Genomic DNA, 19717 nt, shown 5'->3' with positions numbered 1-19717 from the left:
CCAAAAGCCAAAACGGAGCGAGGCCTCGCGACCAAATCGCTCCGCGAGCCTGTCCTCGCTAACTGCGCAACAGGCCCACAAGGGGAGAAGGGAACTTGCGCTAACCTCAAAACCTCTCCAGCCTCGCCCGCACTTTCGCCAGAAACGCCGCCCTGCTCTTCGGCGTCGAGGAATCCATCAAATAATGCGCCAGGAAAAACGTCTTGCAGCGCGTGGCGCACAGCGCCCGCATGCCGCGTAAAATGGTCTTGCGTCCCGGCTGCCCGACGACCACGCTCCACCAGGTCGGCGCGCCGCAGGTGGTGATGACGCCGACCCTGGTGACGTGCCGCATCAGCGACGTGATCCGCCCCTTGCCGGCCGGCAGCTTGAAGGCGATGTCGGTGGCCCAGACCCGGTCGAACCAGCCCTTCAGCATCGCCGGCAACCCGTACCACCAGGTCGGATAGATGAAGAGGATCGCCTGCGCCCATTGCAGATGCTCGAAATGCGGCTTGAGTGCCGGATCTTCCGGCGCGTGGTCATTGTAGAAGCGCCGCTCCTCGCAGCTCATCACCGGATCGAAATTCTCGGCATAAAGGTCGAGCAGCCGCACGTCCCAGCCCCGTCCTTTCAGCACCTCCATCGCCATGTCGCGGATAGCCGCGCAATAGCTTTCAGGCACCGGATGGCAATAGACCACCAGCACGCGCATCAGAACGCGTCCATCGTGCCCGCGACCTTCGCCATGAAGGCGTTGCGCGTCCGGTCGGTCGAAAAGTTCATCGAATAATGCGCGAGATAGGAGACGGGAGCGCCTGGCTTGATGGTCGCCCGCAGCATGCGCTTGACGATCTTGCGCGGCGGGTCGCCCATCAGCATGGCGCGAAAGCGGCTGCCGCCGTAGGTGGTGATGGCCGCGAGCTTGCGGATGTTGTGCAGTGTCGGCTGCACTTTGCCGTCGACCAGCTTGAATGACACGCCGGGCAGGAAGACGCGGTCGAAGAAACCTTTCAGGATCGCCGGATAGCCGTAATTCCAGACCGGGAAAGACAGCACCAGCGCCTCGGCATTCTTCAGCCTTTCGACGTAGCCGGCGACCGCGTCGTCCGGCCCGCGCGGGTCGTGGTAGCCGAGCCGCTCGGCGCGCGTCATCCGCGGATCGAAATCCTCGGCATAGAGGTCGCAGTCGTCGACCGCATGCCCGCCCGCGGCGAGGCGCTCGACGATCGTCTTGTGCAGGCCGGCGTTGAAGCTGGTCTCCACCGGATGAGCGTAAAGCACGAGGATGTTCACGGTAGGATATCTCTGAGGTCAGCGCGAAGCACGCTCATCGCAAATCACCCCGCCTTTTGCAGCCCCTTGAACAGAAAGGACTTGCCGGAGCGATAATCATAGTCCGGGTTTTCCCAGGCGATCATCTTGCCGGGATTGAGCAGCCCTTGCGGATCGGTCTCGCGCTTGAAGGCGAGCTGGATCTCGTCGGTCTGCTTCATACCGCCCTCTTCCAGCGTGTAGCGGTGCGGGTTGAAGATCCAGCAGCCATTGTCCTCATGGATGCGGATGATCTCGTCGAGCCGCTCTTCCGTGGTGTAGCGGACCAGTGGCAGGCCGGCGGCGCCGATCGCGCCATCGAAGCGGATGAATTCGAGATGCGCTGGCACCTCATCGCCGAAGCGGTCGACCATCGCCTTGACGTGCGCAAGGTGATCCGGCGACGGATAGCGCGCCTGCAGATAAGTGATCGTCGGATCGACCCTGATGGCGCGCAGCGTCGTGTGGTTCCAGGTCAGCTCATAGGCCGGCGGCAATCCCTTCAGGTCGGTCTCGAGGTCAGCCATGAAGACAATTTCGCCTTTGCTGGCCCGGACAAACGCAAGGAATGCATCCATCGCATGCGGAGCGATCATGCACACCACGATGCTCTGTTCGCGCCGGAAGAACTTCTGGTGCCGTTTGAAATAATCGTAAGGGATGGGCGCCGAAATCGGCGTGATCAGCTTCGCCAGAATGCCGTCCTGCATAGCCAGGTCGTTGCCGAAGCCGGCCGCGTCCATGAAATCGTCGAAACCGACGATGACGTCGATCCAGTCGTAGGAGGCCGTCAGCGGCATCTCGACCTCGGTGATGATACCGTTGGTACCATAGGCGTGCATGACCTTGAGCACATCCTCGCCCGTGAGTTCCATGACACGGGGCTCGGCCTCCATCGTCACGGTCCTCAGCCGGATGACATTGCCCAGGTCGCGCAAGCCGCCCCAGCGGATCGAGCCGACGCCGCCTGAGCCGCCGGCCACGAAGCCGCCGACCGAAGCGGTATTGTAAGTCGATGGCGACATGCGCAGCTCCTGCCCGGAATGCGCCCGCGTCGCCCTGTCGATCTCTGCCAGCACCGCGCCCGGCCCGGTCACCACACGCCCCGGCGCGATCGTCTTGATCTCGTTCATCTCGGCGAGGTTCAGCACCACGCCGCCCGACAGCGGCATCGCCTGCCCGTAATTGCCGGTGCCGCTGCCGCGCGGCGTCACCGGGATGCCGTGGCGGTGGCAGGCGGCGAGCACGCGGATCACCTCGCTCTCATTCTTCGGCGTGACGATCAGGTCGCCGGTTATATGGTCGAGCTGCTTCTTGAGCACCGGGCTGTACCAGTAGAAGTCGCGACTCTTCTGCTGGACGATCGCCGGATGGTCGTCGACCTTGATCCCGTCGAGATCGCGCTTCAGCGCTGCGATATTCATCATCACACCATCAATTCGTCGAGTTCGGCATAGTCGGGCAGTTGGCGTTCGATCGCCCTTCCCTCGCGCACCACGATGCGATCCGATTCGGGCCTCGACAGCAATTCCGTCCAGCTGCGTCCCTTGAAGACGATGAAATCGGCTGGGCCGCCGACGGCAAGCGTGCCGGCGCCTTCGAGCCGCATCACCTCGCCAGGCGTTGCCGCCACCGCCCTGGGCCAGTCGCCGACCGGATGGTCGAAATGCAGGATGCGCGTCGCCATGCGGTAGACCTCCAGCATATCGAGATCGCCATAGGCGTAGAACGGGTCGCGCGTGTTGTCGGAAGCGACCGCCACCTTGATGCCGCGCACCTTCATCTCGTGCAGCAGCGTCACGCCGCGCCAGCGCGGGGTGGTGTGGTTGTTGCGGCGGTCTTGCAGATAGAGATTGCACATCGGCAGCGACACCACGGCGAGCCGCGCCTTCGCCACCTTGTCCAGCGTGTCGAGAACGTCGAGGTCCGGCTGGCGCGACAGCGAGCAGCAATGGCCGACCAGGATGTTGCCCTCGAAACTGTTCCACAGCGACGCCTCGGCGATCTTCTTCAACGAGATGGCCGCGACATCGTCGGTCTCGTCGGCATGGAAATCGAGATCGAGCCCATGCTCGATTGCCTGGGCGAACACATGGTCGAGCAGTTCCTCGAGATCGGGCACCATGTAGGTGACGACGCCGAGCACGCCCTTGGCCGCGGCGACGCGCTTCGCCAACCGTTCGAACCAGGCCTTGTCGCGCACGCCTTCGATGCCGAGCAGGCAGGCTGCCTGCAGCTCGATGCGCCCGCGCCATTTTTCCCGCATCGCCTCGAACACCGGCCAGGAGATCTCCTCCTGCGGCGGCACGCTGTCGAGATGCGTGCGCACGGCCTTGGTGCCATGCGCGTAGGCTGAACGCAGCGAGAAATCCATGCGGCGCGCCACATCCTCGGCGCTCCAGCGCGCGGCGCGGTCGGCGCCGGTGGCATTGAGCGCGCCCATGAAGGTGCCGTCTGGATTGGGTTTCCGCGGCCAGATATGGCCCTTGTCGATATGAGTGTGGCAATCGACGAAACACGGCAGCACGATGCGGCCGGCAAGATCGATCGCGTTGGGCTGCGACTTCGACTTGGCATGGGCGACGATGCTCGCGATCTTGCCGTCGGCGACGGCCAGCTCAGCCAGTGCGAAACCGTCCGCGTCGAACGGTGCTGCAAGGCCGGGCGTCAGCGACCGATGAACACGGGCATTGGCAAGCCGGTAGGAACCAGAGGCAGGTATCAAGATCTGGTCCTCTTCGCGATTTTCCCTGGTGCCAACCTAGCGCTCCTGTTTCAGCGCGCTCTCGTGCCAGCGGCGCAGGATGAGATGTGACACCAGCGACAGCACCAGGAAGATCAGGATGCCGGTGAGCGAGATCAGGATCAGCGCCGCGAACAGGCGCGGCGCGTTGAGCCGGTAGCCGGCCTCGATGATGCGGGACGCGAGTCCGGACGACTGCCCTTGCGCGCCGGCGACGAATTCCGCCACCACCGCGCCGATCAGCGACAAGCCGCCGGCGATCTTCAGCCCGCCGAGGAAATAGGGCATCGCCGCCGGCAGGCGCAGATAGCGCAATTGCTGCCAGCGCGTCGCGCCGTTGAGCTTGAACAGGTCGCGCAGATTGCGGTCGACCGAGTTCAGGCCGAGCGTGGTGTTGGAGAGGATCGGAAAGAAGGCGACGATCCAGGCGCAGAGCAGCAGTTTGACGGTCTGGTTGTCCACATAGATGTTGATCAATGGGAAGATGGCGACGATCGGCGTCACCTGCAGCACGATGGCGAAGGGGAAGAACGACATCTCCACCCATTTCGACTGCGCGAACAGCACCGCCAGCCCGACGCCGCCGATGACGGCGAGAGCCAAGCTGAGAAAGGTGATTCTGAGCGTCACCAAGAGCGAGGAGAACAGCAGCCCGGCGTCGCTGTGCAGCGTCTGCAGCACCACGCCCGGCCGCGGCAGGATATATTGCGGGATCGCGTTCCACACGCAGATGCGGTCCCACAGCACGATCGCCACCACCATGATCGCCAGCGGCAGCACCCATTTGCCGATGCGCTCCAGCCGCTCCTGGCGGGCGCGGCGCGCCTCTTCGGGATCGAGCGTCAGGACATTGTCTTCAATGGCCGTCATGGTGGGACCCGGCAGTTGAGTTGATGGCGTCGACCAGCACGTCCGATGCCTGCCGGCAAAGCGCGGCATAGCCCGGCGAGGTGCGGAACGCCTCGTCACGCGGATAGGGCGCGCTGATGGGGAGTTCGCCATGGACGCGGCCCGGCCGCGCGGCCATGACGACGACGCGGCTGGACAGGAACACGCTTTCGAAGACGCTGTGGGTGACGAAGACGACGGTGAAGCGCTCGTCCTGCCACAGCTCCAGAAGGTCGTTGTTGAGCTTGAAGCGGGTGATCTCGTCAAGCGCGGCGAACGGCTCGTCCATCAGAAGGATGCGCGGCTTCGTCACCATGGCCCGCGCGATCGAGACGCGCATCTTCATGCCGCCGGAAAGCTCGCGCGGCACGGCGTTCTCGAAGCCGGTGAGATGGACGCGCGACAGCATCTCCATCACGGCCGGCTCCGCCTTGGCGCGCGACACGCCCTTGAGCCTCAGAGGCAGCCAGACATTGTCGAAGACGCTTGCCCAAGGCAGCAGCGTCGGCTCCTGGAAGACGAAGCCGATATTCGAGCGGTCGATCGCGCCGCGCCAGTCAAGCTGGCCGGAGGTCGGCGTCGAGAGACCCGCGATCAGCCGCAGCGCCGTCGACTTGCCGCAGCCGGAGGGGCCGAGCAGGCTCAGGAAATCGCCTTCGCGGATCGCCAGGTCGACCTTGCTCAGCGCCGTCACGCCATTGGAAAAGACCTTGCCGACATTGCGCAATGCCAGCAGCATCGGAGCCTCGCCCGATGCCGCCGGCGTCTCAGCCACTTTCTCCTGGATCATCTCAGGCCGGCCGCCTTACTTCTTCAGCTCCAGCCCGACACCTTTGTTGATGAAGGCCAGCGTATAGGCCTTCTTGATGTCGAGGCCCGGCTGCGCGACCTTGGCCTTGACCATCTTGTCGTAGAAGCTCTGGATGCGGGCTTCGTTCATCGTGCCGATGCCGAGCTTTTCCGAATCGCCCGAATCGACAATGCCGAACTTCTTCAACTGCTCGATCGAGAAGGCGATCTGCTCATCCGTCATGTCGGGATTGTCCTTCTTGATCATGTCGTTGGCGGCCTTGTTGTCGCCATAGAGGTACTTGTACCAGCCCTTGGCCGAGCCATCGACAAAGCACTGCACCACCTCCGGCCGCTTGTCGATCGTATCCTGCATCACCTCGATGGTCGTCGCATAGGTGTCCCAGCCATTGTCGGCAAGCAGGAACTGGTTCGGCGTGAAGCCTCCCTGCTTCTGCACCGCGAACGGCTCGGAGGTCACATAGCCTTGCTGGATCGACTTCTTGTTGGCGATGAAGGGCGCCGGATTGAACGTGTAGGGCACGCGCTTGGCGGCGTCGAAGCCGAGATCGGTGACCATCCACTGGAAGAAGGTCTGCGCGCCTTCGTCACCCATGATGTACTGGTCGGCGTTCTTCAGGTCTTCCCACTTGTCCAGCCCCTCTCCCGGATGGGACATGATGACCTGCGGGTCCTTCTGGAAATCGGCGGCAACAACGCGCATCGGAATACCTTGCTGCACGGCGTCGAAGGCCGACAGCAGGTTGCCGCCCATGTAGAAATCGATCTTGCCCGCAAGCAGCATCGGCCGGCCGCTGACCTGCGGGCCGCCCTGCATGATGGTCACATCGAGGCCGCAGGCGGCATAGGTGCCGTCGGCGATCGCCTGATAGTAGCCGCCATGTTCCGGCTCGGCCAGCCAGTTGGTGCCGAACGTCACCTTCTCGTTCGCAGCAGCAGTCAGCGTGCCCGCCACCAGCAGGACGGCGGCGCCCGCCAAAATCTTTCCTTGTCCGATCATAAACATCACCCTCTCTTGGCCCGGGCGCGCGACGCGCAGGGCTCAACACCATCGATTCAAGAAGCAAGACACATGCCACCGCCTGGGCCGCCTGCTTGTGCGGCAGTCATTGCCGAGACCGGACGGGTCATGCCGTACGCGAGGCATCGTGCCTATTTTTTGGACGCCTGTCCATAATCGCTCCTAGCGGCATCCACGGCATCTTGAATGTTTCATGAATCCGCCACTAGGCTGTCGGCGGACAGGAGAATGCCATGCTCAAATACCTCGCCCCCAAATCGATCAAGCCGCCTTTCGCCCGCTACAGCCACGGCGTCGAAATACCCGCCGGAAAGCGCCTGGTGCTGTGCTCGGGGCAGCTGGGCATCGGCCCCGACGATGCCGTGCCGGAGGATGCCGGGGCACAGACGGAGCTTTGCTTCAAGAACATCGCCGCGATCCTCAGCGAAGCCGGGCTGACCTTGAACGACACCGTGCGCATCAACGCCTTCGTCACCGATCGTGCGCATCTGCAGGCCTATATGGATGTCCGCAACCGGCTCTTTTCCGATCCGGCGCCGGCCTCCACATTGATCATCGTCGCAGGCTTCGCCCGCCCGGAATTCAAGGTCGAGGTCGAAGTTCTGGCAGCCGGCTAGCTGTTGCCGGGAATAGCCTCTAGACCTCGGGCCGGACAGCAGACCAATCGGGAGACGAAAAGTGACGACAAGACGTGTGTGGTGGGGCGACTACCGGACGACGGAATATGCCTCGATCGACGCCGAAGCGACTATCGCCGTACTGCCGGTGGCGGCGATCGAGCAGCATGGCCCTCACCTTCCGGTCTCGACCGACACCTCGATCATGATCGGCATGCTGGAGACGGTGATCGCGCGCCTGCCCGACGATCTCGACATCCGCATCCTGCCGGTGCAGGCGATCGGCAAGTCGAACGAGCACCTGCATGCGCCGGGAACGCTCACCTTGCCCGCCACCACCTTGGTCGACGCCTGGACCGAACTCGGCCTGTCGGTCGCCCGCGCCGGGGTGAGAAAGCTGATCGTCGTGAATTCGCATGGCGGCAATGAAGAGATCATGGGCATCATTTCGCGCGAATTGCGCGTGCGCGCCAAAATGCTGTCCGTGAAGACGAGCTGGCAGCGGTTCGGCCGCCCGGCCGGCATGTACACCGAGCTGGAGGACCGTCACGGCGTCCATGGCGGCGATGTCGAGACCTCGCTGATGCTGCACTTCCGGCCCGATCTCGTCGACATGAGCAAGGCGGAGAATTTCGTCTCCAATGTCGGCCGCGCCGAAAAGGAATTCGCCCTGCTGCGCCACACCGGAACGCACGCATTCGCCTGGATCGCCAGCGACCTCAATCCGAACGGCGTGGTCGGCGACGCTTCGATCGCCACGGCCGAGAAGGGCCGCCTGACGGCGGAAATGCAGGCCGACGGCTTTATCAGCCTGGTCAGGGATGTGCGCAAGGCGAGGCTTGCCGAGTGGCTGTCGTAGCGGCTGGTCCGCTTTGACTTACGTTTCGATTCCCAGTTCGAAGGGTATCCCTTCGAACGCGTCGGCTCCGCGCCCGATCGCCTCGATCGCCGCGATCATGCGGCCGTCGCGCTGAAGCAGCGTGTCGGCGACTGCGATCAGCCGTGGATTGGGCGTAGCCGTCGGCGAGAGGAAGCGCAGCGTCCGAGCGAGTTCCATCTCGTCACGCTTGGGCGCCAGCGCCGCGGCGATGATGTAGGCCGAGGCCGTCGAGCGGCTGACGCCGGCATAGCAATGCACCACCAGCGGCTTCACGCGGTCCCAGCGATAGGCGAAATCGAGCAAGGCCCGCACATGCTCCTCGCCCGGGATGGTCATACCCTCCTGCGCCACGGCGATATCATGCATGACGAGATGCAGATGGTTTTCCGCCAGGATCGAGGCCGGTCGGGTCACCTCCGTCCCGGCGGCAAGCAACGACAGCAACCGCTGCGCACCGGTTCTTGCCACGGTTTCGTCGACCTTCGACAGCGAACAGACATGGATCATTGCCCGATCTCCTTCGGCGCATCTTTGCGCCGCGCGGCCCAGGCGGCAAGTGCGCCTTCAAGTCGCTGCCATTCCGCTTCGCTGCCCGGCAGACCGACACGCAGCACTTGAGGCCGCTCGGCAAAATGACGGACCAGCACACCGCGCCCACCAAGTGCCGAAAACAGGGTTGAGGCCTCGACAAACGACAAATAGCGGAACAGGCTGGTTCCGCCGGCGACCGGAACATCGAATCGGCCAAGCAGCGCGTCGAGCCGCCCGGCATCCCGCGCCAGACGTTGCCGCATATCGGCCTGCCACTTTGCATCCGACAAGGCGCGGATGCCATATTCGAGCGCCGGGCCGGCCACCGCCCAGGGCCCCAGTTGCGCGTCCAGCCGCTTGGCCGTCAGCGGATCCGCCAATGCGAAGCCGAGTCTCACACCCGCAAGGCCGAAGAACTTGCCGAACGAGCGCAGCACGACGATGCCGCCCGCCCCGAGGTCGCCGGCAAGGCTTTGCTCGATCGGGCCGACATCCATGAAGGCTTCGTCGACGACGAGCAGCCCGCCTTTGGCGCGAAGCCGCGCCGTGAGATCGAGCAGGCGCGGCTTTTCGATCACCCGCCCGTCCGGATTGTTGGGATTGACCAGCACCGCAAGGTCCGCCTCGGCCAGCGCGTCGAAATCGCTGACTTCCGCGACGGCATGGCCGGCGATAGCCGCGGCCCGGGCGTGTTCTGCATAGGTCGGCCCAAGCACCAGCGCCTTGCCCGGCCGCACCAGCGAGGCGACGCGCGGCAGGAGAATCTGCGTGCCGGGCGCCGCCGCCACATGCATCGCCGAAGGCGCGCCATAGGCCGAAGCCGCAATTTCGGCCAATTCGCGCAGTTGTCCTGCCTCCGGCAATCGGGACAGGGCGGTGGCGGGCAGGTCGAAAAGCGGGTAGGAGTGCGGATTGATACCTGTCGAGAGGTCCACGAAAGGTTGTGGCGCATGAGGAAAAAGCGTGCTTGCCCGGCCAAGGCTGCCGCCATGATCAACCGCTGCGATCGCGCCGCTTAGAAGCTTCATGTCTGTCCTGATCGCTTTCCTGTCACTCGCCGTCGAACGCGCCCTCGGCTATCCGGACTGGCTGTTCAACGCCATCGGCCATCCGGTAACCTGGATCGGCAGGCTGATATCCTTTCTCGATCGCCGGCTCAACCGCGCCACCGATTCCGACGAATTGCGTCGCCGCCGCGGCGTCCAGGCCTTGCTCGTCATTCTGCTGGTGCCTGGGCTCATCGGCCTGGCGCTGCACGTTCTGCTGTGGATGATGTTCCCGACAGGTCTCGTCATCGCCGCCATCCTCGGTTCCACGCTGCTGTCGCAAAAAAGCCTCGCCGAGCATGTCGAGGACGTCGCCGACGCGCTGGAGACCGGCGGCCTGACGCTCGCCCGCATCGCCGTGTCGCGCATTGTCGGCCGCGATCCGGAAAAATTGGACAAAGCAGGTGTCGCCCGCGCGGCGATCGAAAGCCTGGCCGAAAATTTTTCGGACGGCATCGTCGCGCCCGCCTTCTGGACCGGCATCGGCGGCCTTGGCGGAGGTGCTACCTACAAGGCCGCCAACACCGCCGATTCGATGATCGGCCACCGTACGCCGAAATACGAAGCCTTTGGCCGTGCGGCTGCCCGTTTCGACGATCTCATCAATCTGCCCGCATCGCGGCTCACCGGCCTGCTTATCGTGCTGGCGGCCTTTCTCGTCCCGGGCGCCGATCCGCGTGGCGCCTGGCAGGTGATGCGACGCGACGCGAGGAAACATCGTTCGCCAAACGCGGGCTGGCCGGAAGCTGCGATGGCCGGCGCGCTGGGACTGTCCCTCGCCGGACCGCGCAGCTATGGCGGCGAAGTCGTCGAGGATGCCTTCATGGGCGAAGGCGGCCGCCGCGAGGCCGAAAGCACCGACGTCCGACAAGCGTTGAAACTCTACCGCATCGCGGACTGGCTGCTGCTTGGCCTGTTTGCGGTCGTCTCGGCGATCGTGATCTATCTGACCATCTTGATCAGCGGCTGAGGCGCCTCAAAATTCAATGCCCTGCTGCGCCTTCACGCCGGCGGAGAAATGGTGCTTGGTCAGCCCCATTTCGGTGACGAGGTCGGCGGCCTCGACAAGCAGCGGCTTGGCGTTGCGGCCGGTGACGATCACATGCAGATCGTCCCGGCGTGCCTTCAGCGCCGCGACCACCTTTTCCAGATCGAGATAATCGTAGCGCAGCGCGATGTTGAGCTCGTCGAGCACCACGAGGCTGATCGAGGAATCGGCCATCAGCTCGAGCGCCTTGGCCCAGGCGGCCTCGGCGGCGGCGATGTCGCGCTTCAGATCCTGCGTTTCCCAGGTGAAGCCCTCGCCCATCGCGTGCCAGACGACGCGGTCGCCGAAAGCCGCGAAAGCGTTCTTTTCGCCGGTATGCCATTTGCCCTTGATGAATTGGACGACGCCGACACGCTTGCCATAACCCAGCATTCTCAGCGCCAGGCCGAAGGCGGCCGTGGTCTTGCCCTTGCCCGGCCCGGTGTTGACGATCAGCAGTCCTTTCTCGATCGTCTTGCCGGCCACCTCGGCATCCTGCACTGCCTTGCGCTTGGCCATCTTGGCGCGGTGGCGCTCGGCGTCCTTCTCCTCGATTTCAGCCATGTCATTTCACCTTGAGCGGCAGCCCCGCCACCATCATGAGAACGCTGTCGGCTGTCGCCGCGACCTGCTGGTTGAGCCTGCCCGCGGCGTCGCGGAACCGGCGCGCCAGCGCGTTGTCGGGCACGATGCCGAGCCCGACTTCGTTTGAGACCACGAACCACGGCCCGCGCGGCCGCGACATCGTATCCTTGAGCCGCCGGCATTCGGCCTCGACATCATGTCCGGCCAGCATGTGGTTGGTGAGCCACAGCGTCAGGCAATCGATCAGAACAGGCTGGTGATCCGGCAAAGCCTCGATTGCGCCGACCAGACCGAGCGGCGCATCGACGGTGACCCAACCTTCGCCGCGCCGCGACCGATGCAGCGCAATGCGCTCGCGCATCTCGTCGTCATAAGCCTGTGCCGTGGCAATGTAGGTCCAGGGCGACGGATTAGCGGTCGTCAGGCTCTCGGCATGCGAGCTCTTGCCCGAACGGGCACCGCCCAGGATGAAGGTCAGCTTCCGGTCGGAAGCTCTATTGCCGCTCGCAGCCGTCGCGCCGGTCATTCCTGCCTTCACCTTTGGATGAACATTGTCGTGGCCATCGGGCCGCCGGCGCGACTTTAGGCAGAAGCCCTGCTGCCGGCAAACCAAATTCCGCCACCGCGCAGCGCGATTGCGGCACTGCTCATGGCTGCTGCGGGCCGGCAATCCGGACGGCGACCAGCTGCTGCAACCGCCACAGATGCCCATCATGGATGCCGCGCTGCTCTAGATTCTTTACCGTATTGTAGAGATAGTCGGCGCCCGAGCCCCAATGGCCGCAGGATGTCGCAAGCCTCTCCACCACCTCGTCCTCGCTGAGGGGCCCCGCATAAGTTGTCCCGTTGCGATTGATGACGAAAGCCAGCGCACGCAACGGTCCCTTGTCGGTCGAGAGCTGCAGAAGGCGCGGCCAGTAGCTTGTCGGCTTCAATGTCATTTCGCGCCGGAAAAGCTTGTCCAGCCCTTGCCTTCGGTTATTCTCGGCCAGCCGGAAAGCAACCCCTTTGCACTGGCCTCCGCGATCGAGCGCCATCATAAGGCCGGGTTGCTCCTTGGTGCCGCGCCAGCGCGTCATCTTCATGCAGAACGAGCGGTGCCAGCCGCGCGCAAGCGCTACGCATTCCTCGGTGTGCTCGATCTCAGGCTTCCAGATGAGCGATCCATAGCCGAACAGCCAGAGCGGCTCCGTCGCCGGAAGCTCGGCCTCGAACGCATCGAGCATCGCCTCGTAGTCGCTGTCATCCAGATGCGCCGCATCGGGATCCGGTCCCGCATCCTCGACCGTGCGGAAGCAGCGGGCAACCAGTTCCTCGGTAAGCGACATGGTTCTTGGCAGCATGCGCGCGACCTTAAGGTTCCTGCGCGACCGAAACAATGCGGCCGCCTCGCGATTGACAACCCCTTGGCCTGGGTGTCGGCTGTCGCCGAAGCATTCCAGGAAAAGTGCGCGACAGTTTTCCGTCCGGAATTGCGTAAAAACAAAGAATTAGAGCAGGTCAGCGATCCCATCGAGCGCTGAACGGCTCGATCAGGGAGGAGCCGATGCAGCCCGATCCGAGCGAACGCGCCCCTTACAATTTCCATGATTGGGTGCGCGGCCGTCACGCAGCGTTCAGAACGCCTTCGGCAGATAGCGCCAGGTGACGAAGCCGCAAAAGGCGGCCAGGATGCCGAGCGTGACGAACACCGAGCCCAGCCCGAAGAAGGTGAGCACCACCGAATAGACCAGCGGCGGCGTCAGTTCGGAGAAATCGAGATAGGTGCGGTAGACCGCCGCCATCTGCGCCTTCTCGTAAGCGCGCACCGAGCGCATGAAGGCGGTCGAGCCGAGCGCGTCGAGGGCGATGGTGAAGAGCGCGCCGCAGAGCAGCAGCGCGCCGGTGAAGAGCGGCGCGGCCTCGCCGACGCCGCCCGCGGCAAACAACATCGCCGCCATAGCGAAATAGGCGAAAGTCATGACCTTGCGCCCGCCGAAGCGCTTGCCGGCCCTGCCCCAGAAGATCGCCACGAACAGAAGCGCATTGCCGGCCGAAACCAGCAAGCCGCCGGCAAGCTCGCCCTGGCCGGTGATCACCATGAACAGCGGGCCATAGACGAAGAACGTCGTCCAGAAGCAGGAGCGGCCGAAGGCGATCAGCCAGGCAAGCCTGAGCCTTGGCTGCTTCACGAAGCGGCCGATATTGGCGAGCGGATTGGCCGGACGCGACTTGCCGGGCCGGATCGACTGGTTGTCGCTCAGCCGGTAGAACCAGAACAGGCAGAGCAGCGCGAAGGCAAACACGACGACCGCGCCATGCGCGGCATAGATGCCGAAATGCGTGTAAAGGAAAATGCCGAGCGTCGGCCCGCCCGTCCAAGCGAACATCGACCAGGCCATGCGCAGCGATTCCGCCTGCATGAAGTCGGTCTTGCGGATGTGATCCATGATGTAGAGGTTGAGCGTGATCGACAGCGCGCTCGCCCCCATCACGCGGCAGAGCATGCCGGCAATCTGTCCAGGCAGCGTGTGGGTGACGAAGAAGGCGGAGCCGATCGCCAGCAGCATGCAGCCGGCCGTGTAGACCCAGCGCCGCGCGAAGCGGCGGATGAGCATCGGCATGAACAGCGTGACCGAAAGACCCATCAGCGACACAATCGTGTAGAGGATCGAGACGATCCGCTCATTGTGCAGGATCTCGTAGGCCTGGATCGGGATCACGCTGGAGATCGTGGCGCGGGCGAAGGATTCCACTGCATAGAGCGAGGCGAAGGTACGCGCATCCGCCGGCCGCAAAGCCGGAAGCCAGATCGGATGGCGCACATGGGTGGACATCGGCCCTCCGGGACGTGAATCACGCGGTTAAATCTGGCCGGACCAGCTGCCGGCCAGTAGCAGGAAACCGACCCCGACGGGCCGAAAAGCGAAGCCTGCTAAAGGCTTTCCGCCTCTGGCCCAAGGGTGAATTTCATGACTGCCATGAAATGCATTGATGGCCGCCTGCTTCTGTCGTCCACTTGAACCGTGATAGTCGTTTGGCAGGACTGAATCGGATCGAAATGATGAGCCTTCAAACGACGAGCGCCCCTGTTCAGGACGCGCCAAAGCACGGCCGCATCCAGGGCATCGACATCCTGCGCGGCATCGCGCTGATCGCGATGGCGAGCTACCACTTCACTTGGGATCTCGAAAATTTCGGCTACACCGCGCCCGGCCTCACCGCTTTCGGCTGGTGGAAACTTTACGCACGCTGCATTGCCTCGACCTTCCTGTTCCTGGTCGGCGTCAGCCTCTTCCTCGCCCACGGCCGTCATATCCGCTGGCCAGGCTTCTGGAGGCGCTTTGCCATGGTCGCCGTGGCGGCGATCGCCATTTCGACGGTGACTTATTTCGTCACTCCCGATGGTTTCATCTTTTTCGGCATCCTGCATGAGATCGCGCTGGCGAGCTTGCTCGGCCTCGCCTTTCTCAGGCTGCCCTGGCTGTTGACGGCGATCATTGCCGTGGCGGTGATTGCAGCCCCCTATTATCTGCGGTCGGAGTTCTTCGACCATCCGGCGCTGTGGTGGGTGGGCCTTTCCGCCACCAACCCGCGTTCCAATGACTACGTACCGCTTTTCCCGTGGTTTGGCCCCGTGCTTGCCGGCATCGCGACGGTGAAACTCGCTTCCGCCACTGGCCTGCTCGCCCGTCTGGGAACATGGCTGCCCGGCCGCTGGTCGAAGCCGCTGACCTTCATCGGCCGGCACAGCCTCGCCTTCTACCTCATCCACCAGCCGCTTCTGTTCGGCTCGGTGTGGCTGTTCTCGCAGGTCATGCCCGCCGCCCCTCAGGACAGGGAGGCCGGCTTCCTGCCGGCTTGCCAGGCGCAGTGCGAACAGCAGCGGGACAGCAAGTTCTGCACCAGCTATTGTGGCTGCATGCTGGATACGCTGAAGGGGGAAGGGTCTCTCGACAAGCTCTACGCCAACGATCAGTCCAGCGTCTGGAAATCGCATCTGGCCGACCTCGCGGAAACCTGCACCGCCGCGACCGAGGACAAGATGGAAGGAGGACAGCAATGACAGGCATCGCAAAGCCCAGACACGGGATCGTTCCCTGGCCGCCGGTGATCTATGTCGTGGCGATCGCTCTCAGCGTCGTCCTCGGCATGCTCTACCCGCTGCCCTGGATCGGCGACATCTTCGGCGATCTCATGTTCGGCGTCGGCTGGGTGACGCTGTTCGGCGTCGCCATGCTCTGGATTACGGCCATCCGCGCCATGATGCGAGCGAAAACGACATTCGACCCCAATGCCGAGCCCGATCACCTGGTGACGTCAGGCCCCTTCGGCATCACCCGCAACCCGATGTATCTCGCCAACACGCTGCTGCTGATCGGCGTCGCCCTCATCACCGGCATCGCATGGTTCCTGCTCTTTGCCTTTCTCGCCGCCTTCGCGACGCAGAAGCTGGCGATCGAGAAGGAAGAAAAGATCCTCGGGGCGAAGTTCGGCAAGAAATACCGCGACTACGCCAAGCGGGTCCGGCGCTGGATTTGAGGCCGCCTCGCTTGGATCGGTCGCGGGGTCAAGCGTCGTTAGAGGGTGGGCTAGCGTGCTTCGCCTTTAGCTAGCCGCAGCGCGTCTCCCGTCGTCATTCTATGGCGAAGCAAGGAGCGAAGCGACGCGCGCAGACCATAGAATCCATTCCGTGACATCAAGGCGTTGCAACGGTGCAGACTTCTGCTCCGCTGCGCCCTTCGATCGAGGTCACGGAATGGATCCTCGGGTCTACGCGTCCGCTTCGCCCGTGGATGACGAAGCTGAGAGGCACCGGCTAATCTCGAACGTTTGCGATAGTTGCCCTGCAAATCCCCTGCTCACCGCGCTTCACGTATTCACACCCAGCTCGGCCAGCCGCTCGACGCAGGATTCTTCGGCCTGGTCCAACTCGGCCAGCGTCTCTTCCAGGTCGCGCCGCTTCTGGCGCAGGTCCTCGCGTTTCTCCTCGATGCGCTTGATCATCAGCTTGAGCTGGCCGACCTCGCCGGGCGGCTCCTTGTACATCTGGATGATCTCGCGGATCTCGTTGATCGAGAAGCCGAGCCTTTTTCCCCGCATGATCTGACGGATGAGATGCCGGTCGGACGGCCGAAACAGCCGAGTGCGGCCGCGCCTTACAGGCTGCACCAGCCCCTCGTCCTCGTAAAAACGCAATGTCCGTGTCGACACGTCGAACTCACGCGTCAGCTCGGTGATCGTGTAATATTCCCGCATTCCCGCTCCCAAGCCCGGGCATCGCCGCTTGAAGCGTCGCCCTTCCTCCGATGATACCATCCGCGCCGGAATCGGCACGTAACCCCGAGGGCAACCTCGCACGGCATTTACGTAAAAGTCAATTAACGCCGGCCCGTTGATTTAGGGAACTCTAAACCACCACGTCGCCAGCCCCAAGAAGGCAAAGAAACCGACGCAGTCGGTGACCGTGGTGACGAAGACGGCGGAAGCCACCGCCGGATCAATCTTGAGGCGGTCGAGGACCAGCGGGATGAGTATCCCGGCAAGCGCAGCCGCAAACATGTTGATGATCATCGCCGCCGCGATGATGCCGCCCAGATTGGGATCGCGGAACCAGAAACCGGCCACCATGCCGATGAGCACAGCAAACACCACGCCGTTGACGAAACCGACACCGAGCTCGCGGCGGACGATGCGAGCGGCGTTGTAGATATCGAGGTCCCTGGTTGCCAGCGCGCGCACGGTGACGGTCATGGTCTGCGAGCCGGCATTGCCGCCCATTCCGGCGACGATCGGCATCAGCACGGCAAGCGCCACGATATGCTCGATCGTGCGGTCGAACAGGCCGATAACCGAAGCGGCGAGGAAGGCAGTCACAAGATTGACCAGCAGCCAGGGCACGCGCGAGCGCGATGTGGCGAGCACCGTGTCCGACAGTTCTTCATCGCCGACGCCGCCCATACGCAAAAGGTCTTCTTCCGCCTCTTCCTGGATGACGTCGACCACGTCGTCGATGGTGAGCACGCCGACCAGCCGCCCGTTTTCGTCGACCACGGCGGCGGAGAGCAGGTTGTACTGCTCGAACTCGCGCGCCGCCTCTTCCTGGTCCATCGTGGCCGGGATCGCGTGCAGGGTCTCATGCATGACCTGCTCGACCTTGACCGCGCGCTTGCTGCGCAGGATCTGGTCGAGATCGATGGCGCCGAGCAGCTTGAAACTCGGATCGATGACGAAGATCTGGCTGAAGCGCTCGGGCAGGTTCTTGTCCTCGCGCATGTAGTCGATGGTCTGGCCGATCGTCCAGAACGGCGGCACGGCGACAAACTCGGTCTGCATGCGCCGGCCGGCGGTCTCTTCCGGATAGTCGAGCGCGCGCCTGAGCCTGATGCGCTCGGTGAAAGGCAGCTGCGACAGGATCTCGTCCTGGTCTTCCTTCTCGAGGTCCTCGAGGATGTAGACCGCGTCGTCGGAGTCGAGCTCCTGCACCGCCTGCGCGATCTGTGCATTGGGCAGGTTGTCGACGATATCGAGGCGGATCGCCTCGTCGACTTCGGTCAGCGCGGAGAAGTCGAAATCGGAGCCGAGCAGCTCCACGAGCGCGCGGCGCTGTTCAGGATGAAGCGCCTCCAGCACGTCGCCGAGTTCCGATTGGTGCAGGTCGTCGACTTCGCGCTTGAGGGTGATCGTGTCGCGGTCGGCGATCGCCGCGCCGATCTGAGCGAGGAAGGAGGCGCGCACGGCGCCGTCCTCGCCATAGATGTCCGCGTGGCGCTCCTCGGCGGGCGCGGCGCCGGTCGTCTGTCTGTCCTGGCTTTCCACCAGCGCCTCCCGCAACGAGGAAATCCCGAAATGAGGTCTAGTGCATGATCCCGGAAAGTGGAAACCGCTTTTCGGGAAATCCAAACCTGAGCGGGAGATAGCGCGGCAGTAGGATTCGTCTTGGAAAGACGTCGCGCTAGCGCGCGGAATAGCCAAGGAAATGTGACGGTCGCCTTCGCCCCGCAACTTCTCGGAAGCAGCGCGCGGCGCCCGCGCCGCAGATACGACAATCGCTTCAGCCGGCGCGACAGCGCATGTCGCTGGGGAAAGAGCACCCCTTCCCTATTGAGGCAGAATTGTCATGATGCATGATCCAGCAGATCAGCGCATCGCCAAATGCTCCGAGGACAAACGCTGCCCTTGAACATCAAGTCTGGAAAGACGAGCGAAGGAAATGCCGACCGGCGCGTTCGTGTGGTCGTCGCCGAACGCAATCCTTTCGTCGTGTCGGCGCTGCGCGAGATGCTGGAATGCGACGGCCGCTTCGATCTGCTCGGTGTCGTGCACAGCGGCGCGCAATTCCTGGAACTGGCGGCCGCCACGCAATTCGATGTCGCCGTCGTCGGCTGGAAGCTCGCCGACATGGATGGCGCCGATGTGCTTACGGAAGTTCAGAGCCGCGAGCTTGGCGTGCGCATCACGATCTTTTCCAACGACCACGACATCGGAATCCTGAAGCAGTGCGTACGCCTCGGCGCTCAAGGGTACTGCTTCCAGTTCGACGATCCGCCGGTCATCTTCGAGACGATCTTGGCGGTCGCCCACGGGCGCATCTGCATTCCGTATATCGACATCAACAAGGTCAATGACACGCCCTTGTCCCGCCTCACCGTGCGCGAGCGCGAATTGCTGGCGGTGCTTTCTGACGGCTGGACCAATTTGCAGATCGCAACGCGGACCGGAATTTCCGAGAACACGGTGAAGTATCACCTGAAGAACCTCTACGACAAGCTGGACGTCCGCAACCGCGCCATGGCCGTCGCGCTCTATTCGAGCGAAAAACGCCGCACCTCCAAATCACCTATCGGGTAGGCCAACCGGGTAGGATCATCCCACCCGCAAGGGCCAACAACTTACCCGGCAAGGTGTTGTTGCCGAGCCTCGCCGAGACGAGACTTCCTCCACAATCTCAATCGATCGGAGGAGTTTCGCGCATGGCTGGGTTTACCCATCTCTTTATCCCAGGACCCACCAACATTCCGGAACAGGTCCGGCAGGCCATGAACCTGCCGATGGAGGATATGCGCGCCTCCTCTTTCCCCAACCTGACGCTACCGCTGTTCGAGGACATCAAGCGGGTCTTCAAGAACGAGACCGGCCGCGTCTTCATCTATCCCTCTTCTGGCACCGGCGCCTGGGAAGCGGCGATGACCAATGTGCTCAGCCCTGGCGACAAGGTGCTGATGTCGCGCTTCGGCCAGTTCTCGCATCTGTGGGTCGACATGGCCGAGCGGCTCGGCTTCGATGTCGATGTCATC

At 63.4% G+C, this 19717-nt stretch carries 21 protein-coding genes and 1 pseudogene; 7 read left to right on the top strand and 15 right to left on the bottom strand.

Annotated elements, in window-relative coordinates:
- Positions 1-106 precede the first annotated feature (106 nt).
- From LB553_RS30030 to LB553_RS30000, 7 genes are read right to left on the bottom strand one after another with little or no spacing between them, the layout of a single operon-like run.
- Complete coding sequence (locus LB553_RS30030; RefSeq protein WP_224518573.1) at positions 107-694, bottom strand: NAD(P)H-dependent oxidoreductase; 588 nt, start codon at positions 692-694, stop codon at positions 107-109.
- Positions 694-1275 (bottom strand): NAD(P)H-dependent oxidoreductase, encoded by a 582-nt coding sequence (locus LB553_RS30025; protein ID WP_224518572.1) that lies wholly within the window; start codon positions 1273-1275, stop codon positions 694-696. Before LB553_RS30025 ends, LB553_RS30030 begins: the two co-directional genes overlap by 1 nt.
- A 44-nt stretch (positions 1276-1319) precedes the next feature.
- Positions 1320-2717 (bottom strand): FAD-binding oxidoreductase, encoded by a 1398-nt coding sequence (locus LB553_RS30020; RefSeq protein WP_224518575.1) that lies wholly within the window; start codon positions 2715-2717, stop codon positions 1320-1322.
- 2 nt (positions 2718-2719) lie between these two features.
- On the bottom strand, positions 2720-4018 hold the full coding sequence (locus tag LB553_RS30015; protein WP_224518571.1) for a cytosine deaminase: 1299 nt from the start codon (positions 4016-4018) through the stop codon (positions 2720-2722).
- 36 nt (positions 4019-4054) lie between these two features.
- On the bottom strand, positions 4055-4906 hold the full coding sequence (locus LB553_RS30010) for an ABC transporter permease (protein WP_224518570.1): 852 nt from the start codon (positions 4904-4906) through the stop codon (positions 4055-4057).
- A complete protein-coding gene (locus LB553_RS30005; protein WP_224518569.1) occupies positions 4893-5714 on the bottom strand; it encodes an ABC transporter ATP-binding protein in 822 nt (273 codons plus the stop codon). The genes LB553_RS30010 and LB553_RS30005 overlap by 14 nt, the downstream gene beginning before the upstream one ends.
- A gap of 15 nt (positions 5715-5729) precedes the next feature.
- Positions 5730-6734 (bottom strand): ABC transporter substrate-binding protein, encoded by a 1005-nt coding sequence (locus LB553_RS30000; protein WP_224518574.1) that lies wholly within the window; start codon positions 6732-6734, stop codon positions 5730-5732.
- A 254-nt stretch (positions 6735-6988) separates the two neighbouring features.
- Here LB553_RS30000 and LB553_RS29995 point away from each other — a divergent pair, with 254 nt between their 5' ends.
- On the top strand, positions 6989-7372 hold the full coding sequence (locus LB553_RS29995) for a RidA family protein (RefSeq protein WP_224518568.1): 384 nt from the start codon (positions 6989-6991) through the stop codon (positions 7370-7372).
- Positions 7373-7433: 61 nt separating this feature from the next.
- Positions 7434-8231: a creatininase family protein gene (locus tag LB553_RS29990; protein ID WP_224518567.1), complete on the top strand. Its 798-nt coding sequence runs from the start codon at positions 7434-7436 to the stop codon at positions 8229-8231.
- Between the two features lie 18 nt (positions 8232-8249).
- Here the strand turns inward: LB553_RS29990 and LB553_RS29985 are convergent, their stop codons facing one another.
- Complete coding sequence (locus LB553_RS29985) at positions 8250-8759, bottom strand: tyrosine phosphatase family protein (protein ID WP_224518566.1); 510 nt, start codon at positions 8757-8759, stop codon at positions 8250-8252.
- Entirely contained in the window at positions 8756-9811 is a 1056-nt protein-coding gene (gene cobD / locus LB553_RS29980; RefSeq protein WP_224518565.1) for a threonine-phosphate decarboxylase CobD, read from the bottom strand. The genes LB553_RS29985 and cobD overlap by 4 nt, the downstream gene beginning before the upstream one ends.
- On the opposite strand from cobD, the gene cbiB reads away from it, so the two are divergent.
- Positions 9810-10799, top strand: a complete 990-nt coding sequence (gene cbiB, locus LB553_RS29975; RefSeq protein ID WP_224518564.1) for an adenosylcobinamide-phosphate synthase CbiB — start codon at positions 9810-9812, stop codon at positions 10797-10799. The genes cobD and cbiB overlap by 2 nt on opposite strands.
- Before the next feature lie 6 nt (positions 10800-10805).
- Here the strand turns inward: cbiB and cobO are convergent, their stop codons facing one another.
- From cobO to LB553_RS29955, 4 genes are all read right to left on the bottom strand, one after another.
- Entirely contained in the window at positions 10806-11420 is a 615-nt protein-coding gene (gene cobO / locus LB553_RS29970; protein WP_224518563.1) for a cob(I)yrinic acid a,c-diamide adenosyltransferase, read from the bottom strand.
- A 1-nt stretch (position 11421) separates the two neighbouring features.
- Positions 11422-11967 (bottom strand): bifunctional adenosylcobinamide kinase/adenosylcobinamide-phosphate guanylyltransferase, encoded by a 546-nt coding sequence (gene cobU / locus LB553_RS29965; RefSeq protein WP_224518562.1) that lies wholly within the window; start codon positions 11965-11967, stop codon positions 11422-11424.
- Positions 11968-12088: 121 nt separating this feature from the next.
- On the bottom strand, positions 12089-12784 hold the full coding sequence (locus tag LB553_RS29960) for a gamma-glutamylcyclotransferase (protein WP_224518561.1): 696 nt from the start codon (positions 12782-12784) through the stop codon (positions 12089-12091).
- Positions 12785-13057: 273 nt separating this feature from the next.
- Complete coding sequence (locus tag LB553_RS29955; RefSeq protein WP_224518560.1) at positions 13058-14257, bottom strand: MFS transporter; 1200 nt, start codon at positions 14255-14257, stop codon at positions 13058-13060.
- 227 nt (positions 14258-14484) lie between these two features.
- Here LB553_RS29955 and LB553_RS29950 point away from each other — a divergent pair, with 227 nt between their 5' ends.
- Both LB553_RS29950 and LB553_RS29945 read left to right on the top strand, forming a co-directional pair.
- Positions 14485-15486 carry a DUF1624 domain-containing protein gene (locus LB553_RS29950; RefSeq protein WP_224518559.1) on the top strand — a complete coding sequence of 334 codons (1002 nt, stop codon included), beginning with the start codon at positions 14485-14487 and terminating at the stop codon, positions 15484-15486.
- A complete protein-coding gene (locus LB553_RS29945) occupies positions 15483-15962 on the top strand; it encodes a methyltransferase family protein (protein ID WP_224518558.1) in 480 nt (159 codons plus the stop codon). The genes LB553_RS29950 and LB553_RS29945 overlap by 4 nt, the downstream gene beginning before the upstream one ends.
- Before the next feature lie 330 nt (positions 15963-16292).
- On the opposite strand, the gene LB553_RS29940 is transcribed toward LB553_RS29945, so the two are convergent.
- The gene (locus LB553_RS29940; protein WP_027168973.1) at positions 16293-16679 is read right to left on the bottom strand and encodes a MerR family transcriptional regulator; all 387 of its coding nucleotides are present in this window, start codon (positions 16677-16679) and stop codon (positions 16293-16295) included.
- A gap of 141 nt (positions 16680-16820) precedes the next feature.
- Positions 16821-18239: a magnesium transporter gene (mgtE, locus tag LB553_RS29935; protein ID WP_224518557.1), complete on the bottom strand. Its 1419-nt coding sequence runs from the start codon at positions 18237-18239 to the stop codon at positions 16821-16823.
- 360 nt (positions 18240-18599) lie between these two features.
- Here mgtE and LB553_RS29930 point away from each other — a divergent pair, with 360 nt between their 5' ends.
- Positions 18600-19271 carry a response regulator transcription factor gene (locus tag LB553_RS29930; protein WP_224518556.1) on the top strand — a complete coding sequence of 224 codons (672 nt, stop codon included), beginning with the start codon at positions 18600-18602 and terminating at the stop codon, positions 19269-19271.
- Between the two features lie 122 nt (positions 19272-19393).
- A pseudogene (locus LB553_RS29925) lies at positions 19394-19717 on the top strand (serine--glyoxylate aminotransferase); the annotation flags it as partial.

The sequence above is a fragment of the Mesorhizobium sp. CA8 genome (assembly GCF_020164955.1).
Lineage (GTDB): Bacteria > Pseudomonadota > Alphaproteobacteria > Rhizobiales > Rhizobiaceae > Mesorhizobium.
This window is presented reverse-complemented; position numbering and strand designations above follow the sequence as displayed.